Source organism: Shimia sp. Alg240-R146, assembly GCF_947331465.1.
Classification (GTDB): domain Bacteria; phylum Pseudomonadota; class Alphaproteobacteria; order Rhodobacterales; family Rhodobacteraceae; genus Shimia.
This window is the reverse complement of the sequence record NZ_CAMZOK010000001.1, coordinates 72,723-94,675: the sequence shown is the minus strand read 5'-3', so window position 1 is coordinate 94,675 and position 21,953 is coordinate 72,723. Positions and strand designations below refer to the sequence as shown.

Annotated in this window: 20 protein-coding genes; 12 read left to right on the top strand and 8 right to left on the bottom strand. The window is 59.4% G+C overall.

From position 1 onward, the window contains the following. The first annotated feature begins 1 nt into the window (after position 1). The 5 genes from PG871_RS00485 to PG871_RS00465 are packed head-to-tail and all read left to right on the top strand — an operon-like array spanning position 2 to position 4,017. Positions 2–1,072: a glycosyltransferase family 4 protein gene (locus PG871_RS00485; RefSeq protein ID WP_270725055.1), complete on the top strand. Its 1,071-nt coding sequence runs from the start codon at positions 2–4 to the stop codon at positions 1,070–1,072. After that, positions 1,069–1,656, top strand: coding sequence for a histidine phosphatase family protein (locus PG871_RS00480; protein WP_270725054.1), 588 nt, complete (start codon positions 1,069–1,071; stop codon positions 1,654–1,656). The genes PG871_RS00485 and PG871_RS00480 overlap by 4 nt, the downstream gene beginning before the upstream one ends. Then, positions 1,653–2,795, top strand: a complete 1,143-nt coding sequence (locus tag PG871_RS00475; protein ID WP_270725053.1) for a glycosyltransferase family protein — start codon at positions 1,653–1,655, stop codon at positions 2,793–2,795. The genes PG871_RS00480 and PG871_RS00475 overlap by 4 nt, the downstream gene beginning before the upstream one ends. After that, positions 2,792–3,544: a polysaccharide deacetylase gene (locus PG871_RS00470; protein ID WP_270725052.1), complete on the top strand. Its 753-nt coding sequence runs from the start codon at positions 2,792–2,794 to the stop codon at positions 3,542–3,544. The genes PG871_RS00475 and PG871_RS00470 overlap by 4 nt, the downstream gene beginning before the upstream one ends. Then, positions 3,541–4,017, top strand: coding sequence for a class I SAM-dependent methyltransferase (locus tag PG871_RS00465; protein ID WP_270725051.1), 477 nt, complete (start codon positions 3,541–3,543; stop codon positions 4,015–4,017). The genes PG871_RS00470 and PG871_RS00465 overlap by 4 nt, the downstream gene beginning before the upstream one ends. A gap of 116 nt (positions 4,018–4,133) precedes the next feature. Here PG871_RS00465 and trhO read toward each other — a convergent pair whose 3' ends face one another. The 5 genes from trhO to PG871_RS00440 all read right to left on the bottom strand — a co-directional run bounded on the left by trhO (position 4,134) and on the right by PG871_RS00440 (position 9,362). Next, complete coding sequence (gene trhO, locus PG871_RS00460; protein ID WP_270725050.1) at positions 4,134–5,042, bottom strand: oxygen-dependent tRNA uridine(34) hydroxylase TrhO; 909 nt, start codon at positions 5,040–5,042, stop codon at positions 4,134–4,136. Between the two features lie 127 nt (positions 5,043–5,169). Further along, complete coding sequence (locus tag PG871_RS00455) at positions 5,170–5,916, bottom strand: sulfite exporter TauE/SafE family protein (RefSeq protein ID WP_270725049.1); 747 nt, start codon at positions 5,914–5,916, stop codon at positions 5,170–5,172. Positions 5,917–6,066: 150 nt separating this feature from the next. Further along, positions 6,067–6,924 carry a 3-keto-5-aminohexanoate cleavage protein gene (locus tag PG871_RS00450; RefSeq protein WP_270725048.1) on the bottom strand — a complete coding sequence of 286 codons (858 nt, stop codon included), beginning with the start codon at positions 6,922–6,924 and terminating at the stop codon, positions 6,067–6,069. Beyond that, the gene (locus PG871_RS00445; protein ID WP_270725047.1) at positions 6,925–7,737 is read right to left on the bottom strand and encodes a TIGR03084 family metal-binding protein; all 813 of its coding nucleotides are present in this window, start codon (positions 7,735–7,737) and stop codon (positions 6,925–6,927) included. It lies immediately after the preceding gene. 5 nt (positions 7,738–7,742) lie between these two features. Continuing rightward, a complete protein-coding gene (locus PG871_RS00440; protein WP_270725046.1) occupies positions 7,743–9,362 on the bottom strand; it encodes an acyl-CoA carboxylase subunit beta in 1,620 nt (539 codons plus the stop codon). 172 nt (positions 9,363–9,534) lie between these two features. Between PG871_RS00440 and PG871_RS00435 the strand changes: the two genes are divergently transcribed. The 6 genes from PG871_RS00435 to PG871_RS00410 all read left to right on the top strand — a co-directional run bounded on the left by PG871_RS00435 (position 9,535) and on the right by PG871_RS00410 (position 17,196). Then, positions 9,535–10,308 carry a PaaX family transcriptional regulator C-terminal domain-containing protein gene (locus PG871_RS00435; protein WP_270725045.1) on the top strand — a complete coding sequence of 258 codons (774 nt, stop codon included), beginning with the start codon at positions 9,535–9,537 and terminating at the stop codon, positions 10,306–10,308. 3 nt (positions 10,309–10,311) lie between these two features. Then, positions 10,312–11,220 carry a LysR family transcriptional regulator gene (locus tag PG871_RS00430; RefSeq protein ID WP_270725044.1) on the top strand — a complete coding sequence of 303 codons (909 nt, stop codon included), beginning with the start codon at positions 10,312–10,314 and terminating at the stop codon, positions 11,218–11,220. Positions 11,221–11,312: 92 nt separating this feature from the next. Further along, on the top strand, positions 11,313–13,403 hold the full coding sequence (locus PG871_RS00425; RefSeq protein ID WP_270725043.1) for a hydantoinase/oxoprolinase family protein: 2,091 nt from the start codon (positions 11,313–11,315) through the stop codon (positions 13,401–13,403). Further along, on the top strand, positions 13,396–15,102 hold the full coding sequence (locus PG871_RS00420; RefSeq protein WP_270725042.1) for a hydantoinase B/oxoprolinase family protein: 1,707 nt from the start codon (positions 13,396–13,398) through the stop codon (positions 15,100–15,102). Before PG871_RS00425 ends, PG871_RS00420 begins: the two co-directional genes overlap by 8 nt. Then, positions 15,102–16,325, top strand: a complete 1,224-nt coding sequence (locus PG871_RS00415; protein WP_270725041.1) for an NAD(P)/FAD-dependent oxidoreductase — start codon at positions 15,102–15,104, stop codon at positions 16,323–16,325. Before PG871_RS00420 ends, PG871_RS00415 begins: the two co-directional genes overlap by 1 nt. A 31-nt stretch (positions 16,326–16,356) precedes the next feature. Continuing rightward, positions 16,357–17,196: an NAD-dependent epimerase/dehydratase family protein gene (locus tag PG871_RS00410; RefSeq protein ID WP_270725040.1), complete on the top strand. Its 840-nt coding sequence runs from the start codon at positions 16,357–16,359 to the stop codon at positions 17,194–17,196. Here the strand turns inward: PG871_RS00410 and rpiB are convergent. Next, entirely contained in the window at positions 17,193–17,627 is a 435-nt protein-coding gene (gene rpiB / locus PG871_RS00405; RefSeq protein WP_270725039.1) for a ribose 5-phosphate isomerase B, read from the bottom strand. The genes PG871_RS00410 and rpiB overlap by 4 nt on opposite strands. A 261-nt stretch (positions 17,628–17,888) precedes the next feature. On the opposite strand from rpiB, the gene PG871_RS00400 reads away from it, so the two are divergent. After that, the gene (locus PG871_RS00400; RefSeq protein ID WP_270725038.1) at positions 17,889–18,107 is read left to right on the top strand and encodes a glycine zipper 2TM domain-containing protein; all 219 of its coding nucleotides are present in this window, start codon (positions 17,889–17,891) and stop codon (positions 18,105–18,107) included. A gap of 214 nt (positions 18,108–18,321) precedes the next feature. Here the strand turns inward: PG871_RS00400 and gyrB are convergent, their stop codons facing one another. Together gyrB and recF are read right to left on the bottom strand one after the other, a co-directional pair. Continuing rightward, the gene (gene gyrB, locus PG871_RS00395) at positions 18,322–20,739 is read right to left on the bottom strand and encodes a DNA topoisomerase (ATP-hydrolyzing) subunit B (protein WP_270725037.1); all 2,418 of its coding nucleotides are present in this window, start codon (positions 20,737–20,739) and stop codon (positions 18,322–18,324) included. Positions 20,740–20,833: 94 nt separating this feature from the next. Continuing rightward, positions 20,834–21,940 carry a DNA replication/repair protein RecF gene (gene recF / locus PG871_RS00390; RefSeq protein WP_270725036.1) on the bottom strand — a complete coding sequence of 369 codons (1,107 nt, stop codon included), beginning with the start codon at positions 21,938–21,940 and terminating at the stop codon, positions 20,834–20,836. Between the last annotated feature and the right edge of the window lie 13 nt (positions 21,941–21,953).

The following is a 21,953-nucleotide window of genomic DNA, read 5'->3' as shown; positions in this document are numbered from 1 at the left end:
CATGGCCCGGATTGCATTTTACGCTGCACTGAAATCCCCGCATCATCCAGTTGCGTCAGGCGAGCGCACCATCGCGCGAAACCTGATGACCGCATTGGAACAGCCCGGAAGTACGGTTGATCTCGTCTCGGAGTTTCGCCCGTTGGACAAGCGGGGAGACACGGCGGTGCAGGCGGGATTTGTGGCTGAGGCCGCCGAGATCGCCAAACGGTTGATCGCGCAGGGCGGCTGGGACGTTTGGGTGAGTTATCACAGTTATTATAAGGCACCGGATCTTTTGGGGCCGGTGGTCAGCAAGGCGCTGGGCATTCCTTATGTGTTGATCGAGGCCACGCGGGCCTCCAAACGGTTGGGTGGTCCGTGGGATGGCTTTGAACGCAAGGCGGCGGCTGCTTGTGATGCGGCGGATGTCTTGTTTCATTTCACGTCGCGCGATGCGGTCGCTTTGCGGCGGGATCTGCTGGAGGGTCAGGCGCTTGTGGCTTTGCCGCCGTTTTTGAATCGTTTCGACTTGCCGGTGGCGACAGAGGCATCTGCGCCCATAATTTTGATGGCGGGTATGATGCGGGCGGGTGACAAGCTTGCCTCTTATGAGATCGCGGCGCAGGCTTTGGCGCACCTGACCGGCGATTGGCAGGTTGAGATTGCTGGTGATGGGCCCGAACATAGTTGGGTCGAGGCTTTGATGGCGCCGTTTGGGGATCGGGTGCGGTTTTTGGGAGCTTTGGATGCGTCTGGTATGGCTGAGGCTTATGGGCGGGCGCGGGTGTTTTTTTGGCCCGGTGTGAACGAAGCCTTTGGCATGGTTTATCTTGAGGCACAGGCTTATGGCGTGCCCGTGGTGGCGCAGGATCGCCCTGGCGTGAACGAGGTTGTGGCGCCTGGGGGACTTTGTCCGCAACAGTCGCCAGAGGCCCTTGCGGAGGCGATATCACAGGTGTTGAATGATCCGGCGCAACACGCCGTTCGCGCGTCAACCGCGCAGGAGCGTGTGCGGACGTTTCACCTGATGGGGGCCGCGCAAACGACACTTTGGGACGCGCTTGCCCCCCTGCTTTCGGAGGCCACATGATCCGTTTTGCAATGCTAAGACATGGGCACACCTCGTGGAATCGCGCGGGTCAGATCCAAGGCAGCACAGATATCCCGCTCGACGATCAGGCGCGGGCCGATCTTGGCGGGTTTTGTCTGCCTGAGGGCTGGCGTGACGCTGACCTTTACAGCAGTCCTTTGGGCCGCGCGGCAGAGACCGCCGAAATCGTTGCAGGGCGTGCGCCAATCACAGTTGACGCCATCACCGAGATGGATTGGGGCGACTGGGAAGGGCGCAAAGGCGTTGAGTTGAAAGCCGATCCAGCCAATGGTTTTCGTGATATTGAAGATTGGGGCTGGGATTATCGACCACCAAACGGGGAAAGCCCGCGCGACGTCTGGGCGCGCATAGAACCTTGGTTGATGGGCTTGAGGCAGGACAGCCTTGCGGTTTGTCATATCGGCATCATGCGCATGGTGTTGGCTAAGGCACACGGCTGGAATTTTGACGGACCTGCACCTTTTGCCGTTAAACGTAACCGGCTGTTTCTGGTCGAAATCGAGGGCGATGCATTGCGGGTGGCGGATCCTGATATTGTGCGGTTGGAGAAAGTAGCCCCATGAAGGTTCTGATCGCGGTCACGCACCTTTTGGGCACCGGACATTTGGGCCGCGCACTGACGCTTGGTCGTGCGTTTTCAGCGGCTGGCCATGAGGTGGCTGTGTTGTCAGGGGGCCGCCCTGCGCCACATCTGGATGCGTCCGGAGTGACGCTACTTCAGGCACCATCCTTGGCATCGGATGGCATCAATTTCACCCGACTTTTGCGCGAGGACGACAGCGAAGCGGATGCAGATTTTTTGCAGGCCCGACAGGAGTTTGTCGTAAGTGCTCTGCATGATCAGGGGCCGGATGTGGTGATCACCGAGTTGTTTCCTTTTGGGCGAAGGTCTTTGTCGGCAGAGTTTCTGGCGTTGTTGTCAGCATGCAGGGAAATGGCTGTGAAGCCGCTGGTTTTGGGGTCGGTGCGCGACATCCTTGCGCCGCCGAGTAAGCCGGAAAAAGCAACCCGGGCACGGGACATTCTGTTGGCGCATTACGACGGGGTTCTGGTGCATTCAGACGCAGCAATCACCACGCTTGACGAAAGCTGGCCGATCACGTCGGATGTGGGAGCGTTGTTGCGATACACCGGCTATGTCGCGCGTGATCCGGCGGGATCACACCCAGACGGCACAGGTACGGGCGATGTGATTGTCAGCGCCGGTGGCGGGTCCGTTGGGCAGGCGCTGTTTGAAGCGGCGGTTGAGGCCGCGCGAGGGCATCATCTGCATTGGCGATTGCTGGTGGGCGGCTCAGATCGGGACGCGCGTATCGCGGCGCTGAAGGCTAAGGCCGGCAATCTGCAAATCACCATTGAACCTGTGCGTCCGGATTTCAGAGAGATGCTGACAGGGGCGGCGGCTTCGATCAGCATGTGCGGCTATAACACTGCGCTTGATCTGTTGCAGACCGGTGTTCCGGCGGTGCTGGTGCCGTTTGATGACGGCGGCGAAGTTGAGCAAACCCTGCGGGCGCGGTCGCTGTCGACACAGGACGGAATTGAAGTGCTGATGGCGCAGGACATGACGCCTGAGGCACTGGTGTCCGATCTTTCTCGGGTCCTAAAGGCAGGCAAACGCAGTGCGGCAGGTCTCAGGTTGGATGGCGCACTGGAAGCTGTGCGAATTGTTGAGCAGATGTTGGCGAAGGCGCGGACATGAAAGTCGACTGGGCACCTTTGAGAGAAGAGTTCCGGCTGTGGCGGGCGGCGGGTATGACGCTTCCGCTTTGGTGGCGCGATGATGATGCTGTTGCGCCGACACAGGCGTTGGATCGGCTTGAAACCCTAAGTGCAAAGACCGGCGTTTCTGTGCATCTGGCGGTCATTCCACATGACGCGACCGAGGTTCTGGCGCGCAGTCTGAGCGATCAGTTTGTGCCGGTGGTGCATGGCTGGGCGCACGCCAACAATCAGGTCGAAGGCAAAAAGGCCGAGTTTGGCGACGGGCGCGATGCTGCGGCGGCGCGCGCGGATCTGGAACATTCCCTTGCGCGGATGAAAACCTTGTTTGGTGCGCGGCTGGCGCCAATGTTTGTGCCGCCTTGGAACCGTTTTGATGTAAATTTGCTGCCGACCTTAGCCGCGTTGGAATTTGATGCGCTTTCGACCTATTTGCCGCGCAAGGTCGCGGAGCCAGTGGCAGGCGTTAGGCAAATCAACACGCATATTGACCCGATTTTCTGGCGAGGGACGCGCGGTCTGGTGTCGCCTGAAACATTGGTGGCGCAGACGGCTGCCTTGTTGCAGGCGCGACGCGCGGGCGAACAGGACAATGCCGAGCCGCTTGGATATCTGACACACCACCTTGTGCACGACACGGATATCTGGGAGTTTTCACAACAGTTTTTGCAGGAAATGTGCGATGGGCCCGTTCGGCTTTATCGTCATGATGAAAAGGGATTTTCATGAGCCGTCTCAACAGCATGATGCGTCGCCTTGCGGCACAGGCCGAAGGGCTGGAGTGGGGTTTGACCCAAATTGGCACCCTGGAAGGCGATTTTCTCGAGATGGGGCTTGGCAATGGCCGGACCTATGACCACATGCGGGAAATTGCGCCGGATCGCCGGATTTGGGTGATAGATCGCGCATTGAATTGTCACGAATCCTGCGTGCCCCCCAAGGCCGACTACCTTGAGGGTGAGGCCGAGGATATGCTGCGCAAACTTGCGGCTGACGGTACGAAGATCGCGCTGGGGCATTATGATTTCGGGTTTGGCGTCAAAGCCAAAGACGTGGCCGAAGCGGCGCGGTTGTCTGAAATGATCGCTGACGTGATGGCCCCGAACGGCGTGTTGATTTCGGGTCAGCCGCTGGTTGGGTTTGAGCAGGTGCGCGGGCCGGAAACCGTGGCGCCGGAGCGGTATTATTTCTATCGGACCTAAGCCGTCGACATAGCTTTACGATGAAAAACGAAAAAGGCTGCGCCGAAATCGGTGCAGCCTTTTGATTTGTTGGTCGAGACCACGCAGCGGGCAACGAACTGGCGCTGCCCCTCGGATCAGTCCAGTCCGATAATATGCTGTTCACCGCGCTGGCGTGCCAACATCATCTGCTTCTGACGCTCGCGGAAACGCGCTTTGTCGCTGTCAGAGTATTCATCGACACATTGGTGGCAGCTAACGCCTGCTTCGTATTCTGGGCGCTTGAGATCCTCAGGCAAGATCGGGCGGCGGCACGCATGGCATAGCACGTGCGGGCCTTCCTTCAATTCGTGCCCAACCGACACGCGGCCATCAAAGACGAAACACTCTCCATCCCATGTGCTGTCTTCTTGTGGCACCTCTTCGAGGTATTTCAGGATGCCACCCTTGAGGTGATAAACGTCTTCAACCCCTTGGCTCATCAAGAAGTTGGTGGACTTTTCGCACCGAATACCGCCGGTGCAGAACATGGCCACACGTTTGTTGTGGAAGCGGTCCTTGTTCTTCTCCCACCACGCCGGGAATTCCCGGAAAGAGGCGGTTTCCGGATCGACGGCGCCCTGAAAGGTGCCAATTGCCACTTCGTAGTCGTTGCGCGTGTCAATTGTGACGACATCGGGGGACTGGATCAGGTCGTTCCAATCTTGAGGCTGCACATAGTTACCCACATGCGCCGTTGGATCGACATTGGGTTGCCCAAGTGTCACGATTTCTTTCTTGAGCTTCACCTTCATCCGCGGAAACGGTTTGTCGGCCGCGGTGCTGAGTTTCCATTCAAAATTCGCACAGCCCGGTAGGGATTGAATATGCGCTATGACCGCATCAATGCCCTTGCGCGGACCGGCAATGGTGCCATTGATGCCTTCATGGGCCAGCAGCAACGTGCCGGTGATGCCTTCTTTGAGGCAGAGCTCCATGAGAGGCGGTTTCAGGGCCTCGTGGTTGTCGAAACGGCTAAAGTGATAGAGGGCGCAGACTGTAAACATAGCGGTCCATTACGCCCATTTTAGACTCTCTTCAAGATCGATGGGCCGGCTGCGACAATCGAGCTTTCTGTTCGGTTTTTGGCCTTTGGGTTTCCGAAAACTGCAGGCCGCCGGCAGAAATTCGGACCTAGGGAAAGGCGCTGATGCCACCCCAGATCAGCCGCAGCGCGATCAGCACGAGGATTACGTTCAGGATGCGATGAAACCCGTGATCGCTCATCCGGCCAAGAACGAGTTTCCCCACCCATGTGCCGAGGGCGCCAGCGGCGATCAGACCGGCAATGAACAGTGCCCAGTCGCGAAAGGCAAAGCCGAGCACGCCGAACATCGCGACCTTGAGGCCGTGTTGAACGGTCATCAAAGCTGCATGCGTGGCGGTGTGGGCGTGGCGATCGAGTTTCAAAGCTTTGACGTAGCCCGCCACAAAGGGGCCCGTGGCGCCGAAGAACATCGTCAGAAAGCTTGAGATTGCGCCCGTGACGAGGGGCCATTGCGCGAGCCATTTTGGCGGGCGGGCAAAGACCACCCAGAGGATGAAGAGGCCGACTACCGATTGAATGACCCAGCCCGGCAGGCTGACCACAACGCTGCCGCCGACGGCGATGCCAACAAGCGAGCCAATGACAAAGGCGGGCAGGGCGGACCACATCAGGTAGCGGATGAACATCAAAGCGCGCACGCTGTTGGATCCGAGTTGCACAACGCCGTGGATTGGTATGATCGCGGCGGGTGGCAACAGTACCGCGCAGGCCGCAAGAAAAGCGATGCCGCCGCCGATGCCGAAGGCCGCGGTGATAAAGGACCCTGCGAAGCTGACCGCCAACAGGGCAAGGGCAGCGAATTGGGTCAGGTCGGGCGGGATCAGGTCCAGCATGGGGAGATCATGGCGCTGCGTGGACGGGGGTCAAGGTATCGATTTGCTTAGGTGAGCAAGGAGGGTTGGCCCAGTGATGAAGACCAGCGCCCAACCCTTTCCAAGGGAGGGCGTTTTGCCTTCTTGGAAGGGTTCGGCACTTGCCTTGATTTAGGTGATTTTGAGCATCACGCGCGCTTCATCAGGGCTGGCAATATCCCGGCCTGCGTTTTCGGCGCACTTGGCCAGAGCCTCAATCAACTGGCCATTGGAGCGGGTTTTGCTGCCATCAGGCAAATAGAACGTGTCCTCAACGCCGGTGCGGAGCATACCCCCCAAATCGGCGGCTTTTTGGTGCGTTGGCCAGATGTCCTCGCGGCCAATCAGTGTGGCCTGCCAAAAGCTATCCTCAAGAATGAAGGGCATTAGGAACTCCAGCAACTCGGGACTAACGGGCATGCCAGAGGCGACGCCCATCACGAGGTTGTATTGTGCCCGCTGGGTCATGCCGTTTTTGACGTACATCGCCACCGAACGCACGATGCCGGTGTCGAAGCATTCAAATTCCGGCAGGGTTCCGGCCTCGGCCATGACGTCGATGTGGTCTTGGATCTTGGTGGGCGTGTTTTCAAACATCATCGGCGGCCAGGCCCAATCGCCATTTGAGCGCAGCTTGAGATAGTTGAGCGAGCCCGCGTTGCAGGCAGCGATTTCGGGTTTCAGGGCGCGTACGCAGGCCAGAGCGCCAGAATAATCCGGCCCGACAACGCCGGTGGTGGCGTTGATCAAGATGCCGGGACAAGCGGTGCGGATGGCGTCGACGATGTCAGTCGCGACAGCTGGGTCCCAGCTGGGCAGGTGGCCTTTGCCGTGCTCTTGTTGGCGAAAATGGATGTGGATCACCGCTGCACCTGCGTCCATCGCTTCGCGGGCGGAGGCGGCGCATTGGTCAGGGGTCACTGGCACGGGATGCTGTGTCGGGTCGGTTAGTACGCCATTCAGCGCACAGGTCAGGATGGCTTTGGTCATTTACGCCTCCTGCACATGGCGGCTGCCGGACGCGGGTGGCGTTTCAGGCGGGCCAGCAAAACACTGAGCGTTGGCCATCCACGTTTGCGCGGCTTCGCCAGTGGCGGTCAGCGCGGTGTTGGCAAAGGCGCGGGTTTGCGTGACGACAGCCGCAAAATCGGTGGCGGGGCCGGTGATGGTGTTGTGGGTGTCTTCGCCAAAGGTCCAGACCTCGCCCGAAGGGGCAGTCAGCGTCAGGAGTGGCATGGATTCGGGCACAGGCAGAGAATGGACCTGATGGGACCAGCCAAATGTGTTCACGCCCAGCACGACAATGTTTTTGACGCGATCAGACTCGGAGCGGGTTTTGCCAAGCGTGTCAAAAACCTCAAATCCGTGCGCCCATGTTTCCATCTGGCGGGCGGTAATTGACGAACGGGCGGACATCGACGGCCCGACCCACGTCAGGCGTTGTTTGGGGTCCATGTCGCGCCAACGTGCCGCCATGTTTCGGGCGTTGCTGATCCATGCCTCGCGCAAGGCGGGGCCGCGCTCGACCACGGTGTCGTTCTCGGCTTTTCGCATGGAGCCGGTTTCTTTGAGTGAGGCCATGACCGTGGCGACACGGGTCTGAAGCGCGGCCTCATCTGTGGCCGACAGATCGGCGGCGATGTTCCAGAAATGCAGGTGCACCAGCACGTCTTCGATGGTCCAGCCTTTGAACTGCGTTGGTTGGCGCAGGCTGTCGGCGTCGAGATCCGCGAGGGCCGTATAAAGCGTTTCGGATTCGGTGAGAAAATCGTCGGCTTGGGTCAACATTGGGGACTGTGTCATGGGGCTCACATTCTGGCGACGCCAAAGGCGTTGGGGTTGAGGCTGCGTCGGCGGGCGTCTGCAACGGTATCGAGGCAAAAGGCGATGACTTTGCGCGTGTCGCGCGGGTCGATAACGCCGTGATCCAGCACTTTGCCGGAGGTCACAAACGGCGAGGATTGCGCGTCAAACAGGCCTTGGATAGCCGTCTCTTGTTGGGCCATTCGGTCCTCATCAAGGTCGATGCCCTTGCGCGCGGCGCCTGCGCGGGCCACGAGGCTCATGGTTTTGGCGGCTTGCGCGCCGCCCATCACGCCGGAGCGGGAATTGGGCCAGGCAAAGAGGAAATCCGGTTCATAGGCCACGCCGCACATGCCGTAGTTGCCCGCACCAAAGGAGGCGCCGCAATAGAAGGTCAATTTGGGCACGCGGGTGTTGGCCACGGCTTGAATCATTTTCGATCCGTGTTTGATCATGCCCGCCTGTTCATAGGCGGTGCCGACCATGTAGCCGGTGGTGTTGTTGAGAAACACCAAAGGTGTTCCGGCCTGATCACAGGCCTGAATGAAATGCGTGGCTTTGTTGGCGCCGGCCGGATCGATTGGGCCGTTGTTGGCGAGGATGCCGATGGTGTGGCCGTGGACTTGTGCCTGCAAGCAAAGCGTGGCGGCACCAAAGCCGGGTTTGAATTCGTCAAAGTCGGAGCCATCCACCAGCCGTGCGACCAACTCTCGCGCGTCATAAGGTTTGGACCAGTCGGCAGGTACGACGCCAGCGATGTCGTCGATAGGATGCGTAGGGTTGGCGAAATCGCGGGTTGGCAGGTCGGGCAGATCGCGGTTCCAATCAAGCCGTGCCATCACGCGGCGGGCCAGCGCGATGGCGTGGATGTCGTCATCTGCGAGGTATTCGACAAGGCCGGATTTGGTGGCGTGCATTTCAGCGCCGCCAAGGTCGGCGTCCTTGGCGACCTCCCCCGTGGCGGCATTCACCAGCGCGGCCCCCGCGAGCGCCGCCATGCCGTTTTTCTTGACCCCAATCACGTAGCCCGACAGGCCCGGCATATAGGCGCCGCCTGCGGTTGAGGGGCCATGTAGCACCGCAATTGTTGGCAAACCTGCGGCGGAGAGTTTGGCCAAGTTGCGGAAGACGCCGCCGCCCAAGGCCCAATCTTCGACCTGATAGTTCATCAGGTTGGCACCGGCGCTTTCCACCAGATGCAAAAACGGGAGTTTCTGGCGCAGGGCGATATCCTGAGCGGAGAGCATGGCTTGCAGGGATTTGGGGCTCAGCGCGCCTGCGTTGATACCGCTGTCGTCGATCACGATCATGCAGCGCACGCCGGAGACCACGCCGATTCCCATGATGAAGGTCGAGCCGGGCAAGGATTTATCCGGGTCCTTGGTGTCGGCCATGTAACCTGCGAGGCTGTGCAGGCGCAGGAATGGCGCGCCGGGATCAAGCAGGCGGGCAAGCCGATCGCGTGGCGTGATCTGGCCGCGGGCCTCAAAGCGAGCACGGCGGTCTTCGGACTTCGCGGCGGTGCGCGCCTCCAACGCCCGAAGCGCGTCGATAGCAGCCAGCATAGCCGTGCGATTGTCGGCAAACGCAGGGTCTGCCGGAGTGATTTTTGGTCCTGTCCACATGGGGTGCGCCCTCCTCCTGACACGGCCCTATTTGACTACAGTGTGTTCTGCCTGCGGCAACGCGGCAAGTCGCGACGGATGTGACGTCACGTGCGGGTTGCGGCGTGGCGTGTCTTGAGTAGGCGGCGGGGCTCGCCTAGGGTAGGCGCAGATCACCAAGCGGAACAAGACTTTGGAACCCACTGAGCTACAACAGATTATTGCCCGGGTGGCCGGTGTTGGCCCGATCAAAGTCTGGTCGGTTGTGGTGTCCGTGTTGGGCGATTTGATGCAATCGGCTGATGACACTCTCGGTGCGAGTCAGCTTGATGCGCTGGTGGCGCCGATGGGGATCAACAATCAGGCTTTGCGGGTTGCCGTGCACCGGTTGCGCAATGACGGTTGGGTCGAGACGCAGCGGCAGGGGCGGCGATCACGGTACCAGCTGACCGCGCGAGGCTGGGCCGAGACCGAGCGTGTGCGACCCCAGATTTATGGGGCAGCTCAGCCAAATCGCAAAGGCGTGTTTCTGGTGGTGGGTCCGCCGCAGCTGGCGGCGTCTGATTTCGCGGTGCAGTTGCCGAAGGACAGCGCGGTTTTGACCTCGCGCTCGGGCCTTGTTGTGGGGCGAGACGGAGTCCCTGAGGACTGGATGTGTGTCCCGCATGAAGCGGCGGCCCTGCCTGATTGGGTTGAGGCCGCGGTGGTGCCTGAAACGCTTGTGCAGGAATATGACGCGTTGCGAGCCGTCGTGAAGCCATTGTTGAACGCACTGGTTCCGGTGGATGTTTTGGAACGCACGGCGTTGCGGTTGGCGATCCTGCACCAGTGGCGGCGGTTGCGGCTGCGGCACGGCGACTTGCCGGATCTGGTGCTGGGCGAGGACTGGGCTGGTGCGCGTTGTCGGGCAGTGGTGCTTGAGGCACTTGGCCGTTTGGCGCGGCCCGAGCTGAGCACGCTGGAGTAGGAATTGGCGCAAATTACCCTGAAACAGCTCGAAACCTTTGTGCAGGTCGCGGATCTGGGCAGTTTTCGGCGGGCTGCCGAGCGCCTGAACACAACGCAACCCAATGTGTCTGCGCGGATTGCCGGACTTGAGGCGCAGTTGCAGCGCAAGTTGATGGAACGCGATGCGGGCTCGGTGCGGTTGACGCCATTTGGTGAAAACATGCTGGGAAAGGCACGACAGGTTCTGGCATCGATGGATGATTTCGTCGCGGGCGCAGGCAATGACGTGCTGTTTGACGGGGTGTTGCGGCTGGGCGTGACTGAAATGGTGGCCCACAGTTGGTTGGTACCGTACCTCAGTGCTTTGAAGGATAAATTTCCCAACATTGATGTAGATTTGACAGTCGATTTGTCGGCCAATTTGTCAGAAGCCTTGTTCAATCGCGGGTTGGATTTGGCACTGCAAAGCGGGCCGTTTGGGCGCACCACGGTGCAAGCGCTGCCGTTGGGCAGTTTCCCTTATATCTGGGTGGCATCGCCGGCGTTGGGGATCGGGCAAAAGGTTCTGAGCTGGCCGGATCTTGCTGCGTTTTCGATCCTTACCCATGCGCGAGGCACATTGCCGTTTGACCAGATCAGCGATCATATGGCTGGCTTTGCCGATGTGCCTGCGCGGCTGGTGCCGTCGACCAATATGGCGGCGGGCATTCAGATGACCATCGAAGGTCTGGGCGTCGCTTGTTTGCCTGAGATCATGGTGCGTCAGGAAGTGGCCGACGGTAAGCTTGAGGCGCTGCGGTACCTGTGGTGTCCCGATGCGTTGCGGTTTTCTGCACGTTTCGAAGAGACCGCCCCGCATTTTGTGCACGAGGCCGCCTCGTTGGCGGCTCAGGTCAGTTGGTCTGATGTGGGTGTCACAGACGAACGATAAATTTTTTTGATTGATATAATACAAAAGAATAATTGGAATAGATTGAAACGGCTGCGCTAGGCTTTGGGTCACGAACACGAAGGAGCGCGGGCATGGGTCAGGCCGGAACACGATTGGGCGTTGATATTGGCGGAACGTTTACCGACGTTGTGCTTGAACGCGGCGGGGCGTGGTTCTCGACCAAAGTTCTGACGACTTATGGCGCGCCGGAAGATGCGATCATTGATGGTATGCATCAAGTTTGTGCCAAGGCGGGCATTTCTCCGGAAGAGATCGGCCAGATCATCCACGGAACCACGTTGGCGACCAATGCGCTGATTGAGCGGCGGGGAGCGAAGACGGCTTTGATCACCACCGAGGGTTTTCGTGATGTGATCGAGATGCGCACCGAAAGCCGGTTTGAGCAATATGACCTGAACCTGACGCTGCCTGCGCCGTTGTTGCCGCGCAACCGGCGCTATGTGGTGCGCGAACGGCTGGACGCGCGGGGCGATGTGCTGATGCCGTTGGTGCGCGCGGACGTTGAGGCGCTGGTCGATGAGATTGGTGCGGCGGGGTATGAAAGCGTCGCGGTGGGCTTGCTGCATTCATACGTGAACGACGCGCATGAGCGACTGATTGCAGAGGTGCTGGCCGAACGTTTGCCGGATATATTGGTGTCCCTGTCGTCCGAAGTGTCGCCACAGATGCGTGAATATGAGCGGTTCAACACCACGATTGCCAACGCCTATATCAAACCGTTGATGGCGTCCTATTTGGGGCGGTTGCGGGCGCGGTTGGCGGATGAAGGCGCGGAGTGTCCGGTGTTTCTGATGCATTCGGGTGGCGGGATCATGTCGCTGGAAAGTGCTGCTGAATTCCCTGTGCGATTGGTTGAAAGCGGACCTGCGGGCGGGGCAATTTTTGCCGCCGACATTGCAGCGCGGCACGGCGTGGAAAAGGCGCTGAGTTTTGATATGGGCGGCACGACCGCCAAGATTTGCCTGATCAAATCTCAGACGCCCAAGACGGCACGCGTGTTTGAAGTGGCGCGGACGTATCGGTTCAAAAAAGGTTCGGGCATGCCGATTTCGATTCCGGTGATCGATATGGTTGAGATCGGCGCGGGTGGCGGATCGTTGGCGCATGTGGATGGGATGAACCAGATCCGCGTTGGCCCAGAAAGCGCGGGATCCGAGCCTGGACCAGCGTGCTATGGGCGTGGCGGCGACAAGCCAGCGGTGACGGACGCGGATTTGGTGTTGGGCAAGCTGGACCCCGATAATTTCGCGGGCGGGTCGATCCAATTGCATGCTGCGCAGTCGGCGCAGGCGTTGGAGGCTGTGATCGGCACCAAGCTGGATATGGACGCAACCGAGGCGGCCTTTGGTTTGGCCGAGGTGGTGGATGAGAACATGGCCAACGCCGCGCGGGTACATGCCGTGGAGAACGGCGAGGACTTGGCAGATTATACGATGATCGCCTTTGGCGGGGCCGCGCCATTGCACGCTGCGCGATTGTGCGAAAAGCTGGGCGTTGGGAGGCTGTTGGTGCCCGAAGGTGCGGGCGTGGGATCGGCCATCGGGTTCCTGAAGGCGCCGTTTAGCTTTGAGGCCAACCGGTCGGTATTCATGCGTCTGGCCGCCTTTGATGGCAGCGCTGTGACAGCATTGTTTGCCGAAATGGAAGCTGAAGCCACGGCCTTTGTGCGGTCATGCGATGCACAGGCGGCGATCTCGGCCGAACATCGGGTTTATATGCGCTATGCAGGGCAGGGCTGGGAGATTCCGGTGTCTTTGACGGCTGAGCAAGCGGCAAAGCCGGATGCGGCGACCTATCAAGCGTTGTTTGAAGCAGAATACAAAGCGCTGTTCGGGCGCGTGGTCGACGGCATGGGCATTGAGATCACGGTGTGGTCCGTGAATGCCTTTACCGCACAAGAACGCGCGGATCGCGTGACTGAAAGCGCACCCGCCGCACCGCCTCAGGCCAGCGGTACGCGGGCCTTGTTTGACCCCGCCAAGGGCGCAGTGTTGCAGGCGGATGTGGTGGAGCGAGGGGCCTTTGCTGCAGGTGCCGTTAAGGCTGGGCCAATGGTCATCACCGAAGCGGAAACCACAATTGTCGTGCCGCAAAGCCGCAGTGCGACGGCCCATGCCGATGGCACGCTTGATGTCTTTGTGCAGGAGAAAACCGATGTCTGAGCCGTCAAAAGTTGTCTTTCAGGTCATGTGGAACCGGTTGATTTCAATCGTCGAAGAACAGGCGCAGGCCTTGGTGCGCACCGCGTTTTCAACCTCGGTTCGTGAGGCGGGTGATCTGTCGGCGGGAGTGTATAACGACGCGGGCGAGATGCTGGCGCAGGCCGTGACCGGCACGCCAGGCCACGTGAATGCAATGGCAGATGCGGTGGGGCATTTCATCCGCCGGATCGGGCGCGACACCATGGCCGAGGGCGATGTTTATATCACCAACGATCCATGGGAAGGCACGGGCCACAAGCATGACATCACCGTGGTGACACCATCGTTCCACCGTGGACAGTTGATCGGGTTTTTCGCCTGTACCGCGCATATCACCGACATCGGCGGGCGCGGATTTGGCGCGGATGCCAATGATGTGCACGAAGAGGGGCTTTATATCCCGATTATGCGGTTTGCCGACAAGGGCGCGGTGGATCAGACGCTGTTGGCGATCATCCGTGGCAACGTGCGCGAGCCGGATCAGTTGGTGGGTGACATTCATGCGCTGGCGACCTGTAACGAGATCGGGCATCGCCGCTTGATCGAGATGATAACCGAATTTGATCTGGGCGATTTGACCGGCATTTCCGACTTTATCCTGACCCATTCCCGCCAAGCCACGTTGGATGCGATCAACGCGCTGACGCCGGGTGTGGCGGAAGGGCAGATGCGGATTGATGGCTATGACCGCCCGATTGATCTGTGCGTGAAAGTGAGCATCGAGAAAGACCGCATTGTGACTGATTGGGAGGGCACCAGCGGGTTGGACAAGAAGGGCATCAACGTGCCGCTGGTCTATACCAAGGCTTACGCCTGTTACGCGCTGAAATGTGCGATCGCGCCGGAAATTCCCAACAACGCCGCCTCGCTTGCGCCGTTTGAGATCACCGCGCCAGTCAATTCCATCGTGAACGCTGTACATCCCGCGCCTGTCGCGTTGCGGCACGTGATTGGCCATATGGTGCCGGACACGGTCTATGACGCGCTCGACAAGCTGTTGCCGGGATTGGCGCCAGCGCAAGGCGCGGGCTGTTTGTGCAATTTCCAAGTGTCGCTGCGCCCGCGCATGGATGCGCCTGCGCCGGAAGATGCCGTGCGGGCTGAGGTTTTGACGTTTAACTCGGGCGGGTCTGGCGCGCGTGCGACGCTTGACGGCATGAGCGCCACGGCTTTTCCATCCGGCGTGATGACCATGCCGGTTGAAGCCACCGAACAAGTCGGGCCTGTTGTGATCTGGCGTAAAGAGTTGCGGCCTGACAGTGGCGGTGCAGGGCAGTATCGCGGCGGTCTTGGTCAATACATGAGCGTCGGGGCGCGTGAGGGCCATGAATTCGACATTCAGGCGATGTTTGATCGCGTCGATCATCCAGCGCTGGGCTGTCGGGGTGGCGGCAATGGCGCCCCCACAACGATCGCACGCGGAGATGGCACAGCGATGAAAGGCAAGGGCAAACAATTCGTGCCGCATGGCGGTCGGGTGGACATGGCCTTTCCCGGTGGTGCAGGCTATGGCGAGCCACAAGAGAGGGCGAGGGAAGCCGTGCGGCGCGACCTTGCATTGGGCTACATCACGCCCGGTTTCGCGACCGAGCAGTATGGCATGACCCAAGAGGACATAGACGCGGTTTTGGCGCAGGCCAAACGTGGGGAGGAATTTTGATGGCGACAGCGGGATTTGCGAGCACGCCGACCAAGACGTCATATGACGTGGTCATCATCGGGGGCGCCATCATGGGAGCCTCCACGGCTTGGTTTTTGAGTGATAACAAGGACTTCAACGGATCTGTCTTGGTGATCGAGCGTGATCCGAGTTACGAAAATTCTTCAACCGCGCATACAAATTCCTGCATGCGGCAGCAGTTTTCCAGCCCTTTGAACGTGAAGATTTCGCAGTTCGCGGCAGATTTTGTCAAAAACCTGCGGACCTATATGGGTGGCGATACACGGGTGCCTGAGATGGATATCCAGAACTATGGGTATCTCTATTTGGCGGACAACGAAGGCTTTGCCGATGTGCTTCGAGCGAACCAGAAAGTGCAGCTTGAAAGCGGGGCGGAAACGCGACTTTTGAGTGCTGAGCAAATCGCGGCGGACTATCCGTTTTACAACGTGGATGACGTTGTTTTGGGGTCGATCAACACCAAAGACGAAGGCTATTGGGACGGGGGCGGTGTGTTTGACTGGTTCCGCCGCAGTTCGCGCGAGCGGGGTGTGGAATATGTCGCCAACGAGGTGGTGGCGATGACCAAAAACGCCGCTGGCACGCGGGTCGATAGCGTCACGTTGAAATCGGGTGAGGTGATCGCCTGTGGGCAGGTGGTGAATGCGTCAGGACCACGGGCCGCGCGAACGGCCAAGATGGCGGGCATCGAAGTGCCGGTGGAGCCACGCAAGCGGTTCACATGGATTTTCACGGCCGAGCAGCCGCTGGATCGCGACCTACCGCTGACCATTGATCCAAGCGGTGTGCATTTCCGTCAGGACGGGCCAAAAAGCTATCTCGCGGGCTGTCCGGCCGATCCAGATCCGGCGGTCGAATTTGATGATTTCAACATGGATCACAGCCGGTGGCAGGATCATGTCTGGCCAATCATCGCCACGCGCATTCCGCAGTTTGAGGCGATCAAAGTGGTGACGGAATGGGCCGGTCACTATGCCTTTAACACCTTTGATCAGAACGCGATTTTGGGCGCGCATCCAGAGGTCGAGAACTTTGTGTTTCTCAACGGGTTCTCGGGGCACGGGTTGCAACAATCGCCCGCAATGGGACGCGGCACGGCGGAATGGCTGACCTATGGCGGCTATCGCAGCCTCGATCTGTCGCCGTTTGGATTTGAGCGGATCGTCGAGGGGCGGCCGTTTGTGGAAAAAGCGGTCATTTAGGCCGCGCTAACGATAAGCAGGGAGATGCACGATGCTTAAGAAGCTGGTTCTGACAGGGGCGGCCGGACGGTTGGGCTCCTATCTTCGCGAACCTTTGTCGAAGATGACAGAGGAGTTGGTGTGCACCGATATCGCCGACGATATTGGCAAACTTTACCCTGGTGAGAGTTATGTGCGGGCCGATTTGGCGAGCTATGACGACGTTCACAAGGCGCTGGAAGGCGCAGAGATGGTGGTGCATTTTGGTGCGATCGTGGATGAAGCGCCGTTTGAGACGCTGTTGGGGCCGAACTTTGTGGGATCCTACAACGTCTGGGAATCGGCGTTCCAGCATGGCGCGCGGCGGGTGGTTTATGCCAGCTCTATCCACGCAGTGGGCATGCATGCCAAGCAGGATTGCATCGATATTGACGTCGCGCATCGTCCGGATTCGTTCTACGGATTGGCCAAGTGTTTCACCGAAGATCTAGGGCGGATGTATTGGGACAAGCGGGGTTTGGAATCGGTGCATCTGCGCATTCTGAGCTGCGCACAGGTCACCAGTTCGCGGGCGTTGGGCAGCTGGCTGAGTTACGACGATCTGATCCAGTTGGTGACGCGGGCGGTCGAGACGCCCACGGTCGGGTTCAGCGTGATTTATGGCGTGTCCAACAACGATCGCTCGCCAGTGGACAACACCAAGGCCGGACAATTGGGGTATCGGCCCAAAGACAATGCCGAACAGTTCGCCGCAGATATTCTGGCGCGTGAGCCGGCGGGAGATCCCACCGACCCGGCGCAGATGTGTCAGGGCGGCCCGTTTTCCGCGATCGATTTGGGCGAAAGTGGGTTAGCGCAGATGACGATCGTGGACGATCGCAAAGAGAACTAGCCCTCGATCATGTCCACGCGGGTGGCGTGACGGCCACCTTCAAATTCCGCATCCAGAAAGGCGTCGATGATTTCGAGCGCGACGCCTTCGCCGACAACGCGCGCGCCAATCGACAGCATGTTGGCGTTGTTGTGCTGGCGGATCATAGCGGCGGAGAACGTATCAGAACACACACCACAGCGGATGCCGTCGACCTTGTTGGCGGCCATCATGATACCTTGGCCGGTGCCACATAGGATGATGCCGAGGTCACAATCGCCTTTTGCCACCAGTTCAGCCGCAGCCTTGCCGTGGATCGGATAGTGCGTGCTTTCGGGTGTGTTGGGGCCGATGTCGACGGATTCATAGCCTTTGGCGGCGATGTGTTTGGCAACCGTCTGGCGCAGGTCGATGGCGGCGTGGTCACTGGAAAGAGCGATGCGTTTGGTCATTGGTGTGTCCTGAAAATGAGGCGATGTGCGCCTTGTATGGCGATCGCGGCGCGATTGGAAGGAGGCCTGGGGGAAGTCTGATTGTCGGGGCCTGGTTGGCCGAGAGATTGAGGTTGCCTCTAGTGCAGTAGTAAAATGATTGCACTAACGCCGGTAGGCGAAAAATTGACGAAATATTTACAGAAGTCCGATCGAGTCCCTTGCAAAACGCAATCAATATACTACATGACTGCTATCGAGTGAAAAACAAGGATGTCTCTCATGAAGGTCGTAGCAATTTCAGCCCTAATGGCGACTTTGGTCATCGTACCTGCCTGCACGTCGCAGCGTGACGTTGAATGCGGAGGTGCAGCCCTCACCGGTGCCGTGGTTGGGGGCCTTATCGGTAACCAGATGGGTGGCGGTAGCGGAAAAGACATCTTGACGGCCAGTGGTGCTGCTGCCGGTGGCTTAATGGCCAATCGGGCTGCGGGGTGCTGATCCAGAATTAACAAATACATCAAAGCAAACTCTATTTCCGGTTCGCCGGACCAAAGATTTGGGCGTGTTCCCACTCTCCCCCCTCCCTCCCTCCCCCGGGAACACGACCCAAAGACCTTTTCAAAACGACACGGCTGGCGAGCATCTCTGCTCTGCCAGCCGCATTTCTTTTTGGACCTTGGGTTTGGCGCACCACGTGCACCGATGACAAATGTCAGAAGTCGAGGTTTTCGACGCTAAGCGCGTTTTTCTGGATAAACTCGCGGCGAGGTTCCACAACATCGCCCATCAGCTTGGTGAAGAGATCGTCTGCGCCAGCGATGTCATCAACTTTCACCTGCAAGAGCACACGTGCATCGGGATCAAGCGTGGTTTCCCAAAGCTGATCGGGGTTCATCTCACCCAGTCCTTTGTAGCGCTGCAGAGTGAGACCTTTTTCGCCTTCGGCAAGGATCGCCGCGAGCAGGTCGAGCGGGCCGTTGATGACCTGACTGCGGTCCTTGCGCATCAGCGTTGCCGGAGTGTCGTAAACCTCTTGCAGGCTTTCGGTGAAGCTGCCGGATTTGCGGGCTTCGCCCGAGCGCAACATCGGGCCGTCCAGCGTGCGCACTTCTTCGACGCCGCGCAGAATCCGGGCCAGTTTGATGCCGTGATCTTGGGTGATGCGGCCTGCCCAGCCTTGCTCATATTCAAGCGCGATCAGGTTCAGGCGTTTGGCTACCTTGTCAGCCACGCCTTGCAAATCGGCATCCACCGCGCCGGGCACAAAGGCACCCGCGATCGCGGCTTGTTCCAGAATGTGACGTGGATAGTGCGTCGGGAAGGCGTCGAGAACCTGCTTCAGCTGGCGGGCCTCGGTCACAACGCGGGCCAGATCCTGCCCAAGCATTTCTGCACCGGAGCCGAGTTTCAGAGACGCGCCGTCGATGCCTTGGTTGACCAGATAGTCATCCAGTTCAGATTGGTCCTTCAGGTACACCTCGGACTTACCGCGCGCCACTTTGAACAAGGGCGGCTGCGCGATGTAGAGATGGCCCATTTCGATCAGTTCGGGCATCTGGCGATAGAAGAACGTCAACAGAAGCGTACGGATGTGCGCGCCGTCGACGTCAGCGTCGGTCATGATGACGACCTTGTGGTAGCGCAGCTTGTCGATGTTGAATTCATCGCGGCCAATGCCAGTGCCAAGCGCCATGACGAGGTTGCCGATTTCCTGCGAGCCCAACATGCGGTCAAATCGCGCGCGTTCTACGTTCAGGATTTTTCCGCGCAGCGGCAGGATGGCTTGCGTCATCCGGTCACGGCCGGTCTGGGCCGAGCCACCAGCGGAGTCACCCTCCACCAGAAAGACTTCGGTTTTCGATGGGTCTTTCTCGGAGCAATCCTTGAGCTTGCCGGCAAGGAAGTTCACATCCATCGCGGATTTGCGTCGGGTGAGTTCGCGGGCCTTGCGGGCCGCTTCCCGTGCGTGGGCAGCTTCGAGGATTTTGGAGACGATCATCTTGGCAGTTTGGGGGTTTTCCTCAAACCATTCGCCAAGTTTTTCACCCAGCAGACCTTCGACGGCGGGGCGCACTTCGGAGCTCACCAGCTTGTCTTTGGTTTGGGACGAGAACTTCGGATCCGGCACTTTGACCGACAACACACAGGTCAGGCCTTCGCGGGCATCGTCGCCTGTAAAGGTGATCTTTTCCTTTTTGGCAATGCCGCTTTCCTGCGCGTATTTTTGCAGCGTACGGGTCAGCGCACCACGGAAGCCCGCAATATGCGTGCCCCCATCGCGTTGCGGGATGTTGTTTGTGAAGGGCAGCACGTTTTCATGGTAGCTGTCGTTCCACCACATGCCGACCTCGACGCCGATGTCGTCTTTCTCGCCTTTGACATAGATCGGCGCTTCCATCAGCGGGGTCTTGTGTCGGTCGATGTATTTCACAAACTCGTTCACACCACCGTCGTAAAACAGTTCGGAGCGCAGGGGCTCGGCGGGGCGTTCGTCTTCTAGAATGATGCGCACGCCGGAGTTCAGGAACGCCAGTTCACGCAGACGCTTTTCGAGCGTGTCGAAAGAATATTCGAGATCTGAGAATGTATCGGTGGAGGCCATAAAGCGGACCTCGGTGCCGGTTTCATCACCGCAATCCGCCACTTCACGCAGATGTTCGGTGCAATCACCGTGCTCAAACTTGGCCCAATGTTCTTTGCCGTTGCGCCAGATCCGCAATTCCAGCCAGACCGAAAGCGCGTTCACAACAGACACACCCACGCCGTGCAGACCGCCGGAGACTTTGTAGGAGTTGCTGTCAAACTTACCGCCGGCGTGCAGTTGGGTCATGATAACCTCGGCCGCGGAGACGCCCTCTTCGGGGTGGATGTCGACCGGGATGCCGCGACCGTTGTCAAACACGGACACGGAACTGTCGGCGTGAATCTTGACCTTTACGTGGTCGGCGTGGTTGGCCAGAGCTTCGTCGATGCCGTTATCCACGACCTCATAAACCATGTGGTGCAGGCCAGAGCCGTCGTCGGTGTCACCAATGTACATGCCGGGGCGTTTGCGAACTGCCTCCAAGCCTTTGAGAACTTTGATGGAATCCGCGCCATATTGCTCGGGATTTTGCGCGCTGTCAGACATTCAATCCGCCTTTATTGATTTCCGGAATTTATATCTGTTTCAGCGGGGGATGTCACGCGATTGGCACATTTTTCCCAAGCCGCGGAGGCGGGAGTCAGCTGGCGGGTTTCACGGTGGAAATTCCATTTTCGTCGGTGACTTCGAAATACTGCGCGCGGTCGCCCAGAGCGTCAAAAAGCTCGGTCTCGGTGCCGGTCATCCAGGCCTGTGCGCCAAGGGCGGTGATCTCGTCGTAAAGCGCGGCACGGCGGGTTGGATCAAGATGCGCGGCAACCTCGTCCAGCAATACAATTGGCGGTGCGTCGACGTCTTCGGACAGGGCGCGGGCATTGGCGAGGATCAAGCTCACCAGCAGGGCCTTTTGCTCGCCGGTGGAGCAGTCTTTTGCGGGCACGCCCTTGGCGGCATAGGTGCCGATCAGGTCGGACCGGTGCGGCCCGACAAGGGTGCGGCCAGCGGCAATGTCGCGAAAGCGGCTTTCAGCGAGGGCCTCGCGCAGGTCGTCGGTGGTGTCAGGCAGGCTGCCCTCTGATTGGATAAGGTCGAGGTCCGCGATAGGAAAAGCGGTTTGTGCCTGCTGCTGCGCTTTGGACAGACGGGCGAGGGCCTTGGCGCGGGCAGTGTGGATCTGGGTGCCTGTGACGGCCATCTGGCGCTCCAGCGCGGCGTACCAGTGGGCGTCGCTAACCTGATCCTTGAGCAGGCGGTTGCGTTGGCGCATGGCTTTTTCATAGGCCAGCGAGGACTCCGCATGTTCGGGGAAGAAGCTGAGCGTGGTGCGGTCAAGAAACCGACGGCGGCCTTCTGCGCCTTCGATCCAAAGGCGGTCCATCGAGGGGATCAGCCAGAGCACACGAGCGAGACGGGCGAGTTGCGTCTGAGGTGCGGCTTTGCCGTCGATCTGGATTTGTCGTGCGCCGCCCTCCTCGGAGCGGACGTCGATCTCGTATTTCTGGGCGCCAGATTGCAGAAGCCCCGACAGTTTCCAACCGATGGCTTCGGGACGGCGGGTCATGTCCTCAGCACTGGCGCGGCGCAGGCCACGGCCAGGGGAGAACAGGGAAACGGCCTCAAGAATGTTGGTTTTGCCAGCGCCATTGGGCCCAAAGATAGCCACGGGACGACCATCGGTTTCCAGAGTGCCCAGTTTGTGGGAACGGAAATGGCTGAGCGTCAGGCGGGTGAGAGCGAGGCGAGACATTTAGCGGCCCCTG

Coding starts and splice junctions, on each gene's coding strand:
- PG871_RS00485 (WP_270725055.1), top strand. CDS start 2: ATGGCCCGGATTGCATTTTACGCTGCACTGAAATCCCCGCATCATCCA.
- PG871_RS00480 (WP_270725054.1), top strand. CDS start 1,069: ATGATCCGTTTTGCAATGCTAAGACATGGGCACACCTCGTGGAATCGC.
- PG871_RS00475 (WP_270725053.1), top strand. CDS start 1,653: ATGAAGGTTCTGATCGCGGTCACGCACCTTTTGGGCACCGGACATTTG.
- PG871_RS00470 (WP_270725052.1), top strand. CDS start 2,792: ATGAAAGTCGACTGGGCACCTTTGAGAGAAGAGTTCCGGCTGTGGCGG.
- PG871_RS00465 (WP_270725051.1), top strand. CDS start 3,541: ATGAGCCGTCTCAACAGCATGATGCGTCGCCTTGCGGCACAGGCCGAA.
- trhO (WP_270725050.1), bottom strand. CDS start 5,042: ATGTTTACAGTCTGCGCCCTCTATCACTTTAGCCGTTTCGACAACCAC.
- PG871_RS00455 (WP_270725049.1), bottom strand. CDS start 5,916: ATGCTGGACCTGATCCCGCCCGACCTGACCCAATTCGCTGCCCTTGCC.
- PG871_RS00450 (WP_270725048.1), bottom strand. CDS start 6,924: ATGACCAAAGCCATCCTGACCTGTGCGCTGAATGGCGTACTAACCGAC.
- PG871_RS00445 (WP_270725047.1), bottom strand. CDS start 7,737: ATGACACAGTCCCCAATGTTGACCCAAGCCGACGATTTTCTCACCGAA.
- PG871_RS00440 (WP_270725046.1), bottom strand. CDS start 9,362: ATGTGGACAGGACCAAAAATCACTCCGGCAGACCCTGCGTTTGCCGAC.
- PG871_RS00425 (WP_270725043.1), top strand. CDS start 11,313: ATGGGTCAGGCCGGAACACGATTGGGCGTTGATATTGGCGGAACGTTT.
- PG871_RS00420 (WP_270725042.1), top strand. CDS start 13,396: ATGTCTGAGCCGTCAAAAGTTGTCTTTCAGGTCATGTGGAACCGGTTG.
- PG871_RS00415 (WP_270725041.1), top strand. CDS start 15,102: ATGGCGACAGCGGGATTTGCGAGCACGCCGACCAAGACGTCATATGAC.
- PG871_RS00410 (WP_270725040.1), top strand. CDS start 16,357: ATGCTTAAGAAGCTGGTTCTGACAGGGGCGGCCGGACGGTTGGGCTCC.
- rpiB (WP_270725039.1), bottom strand. CDS start 17,627: ATGACCAAACGCATCGCTCTTTCCAGTGACCACGCCGCCATCGACCTG.
- PG871_RS00400 (WP_270725038.1), top strand. CDS start 17,889: ATGAAGGTCGTAGCAATTTCAGCCCTAATGGCGACTTTGGTCATCGTA.
- gyrB (WP_270725037.1), bottom strand. CDS start 20,739: ATGTCTGACAGCGCGCAAAATCCCGAGCAATATGGCGCGGATTCCATC.
- recF (WP_270725036.1), bottom strand. CDS start 21,940: ATGTCTCGCCTCGCTCTCACCCGCCTGACGCTCAGCCATTTCCGTTCC.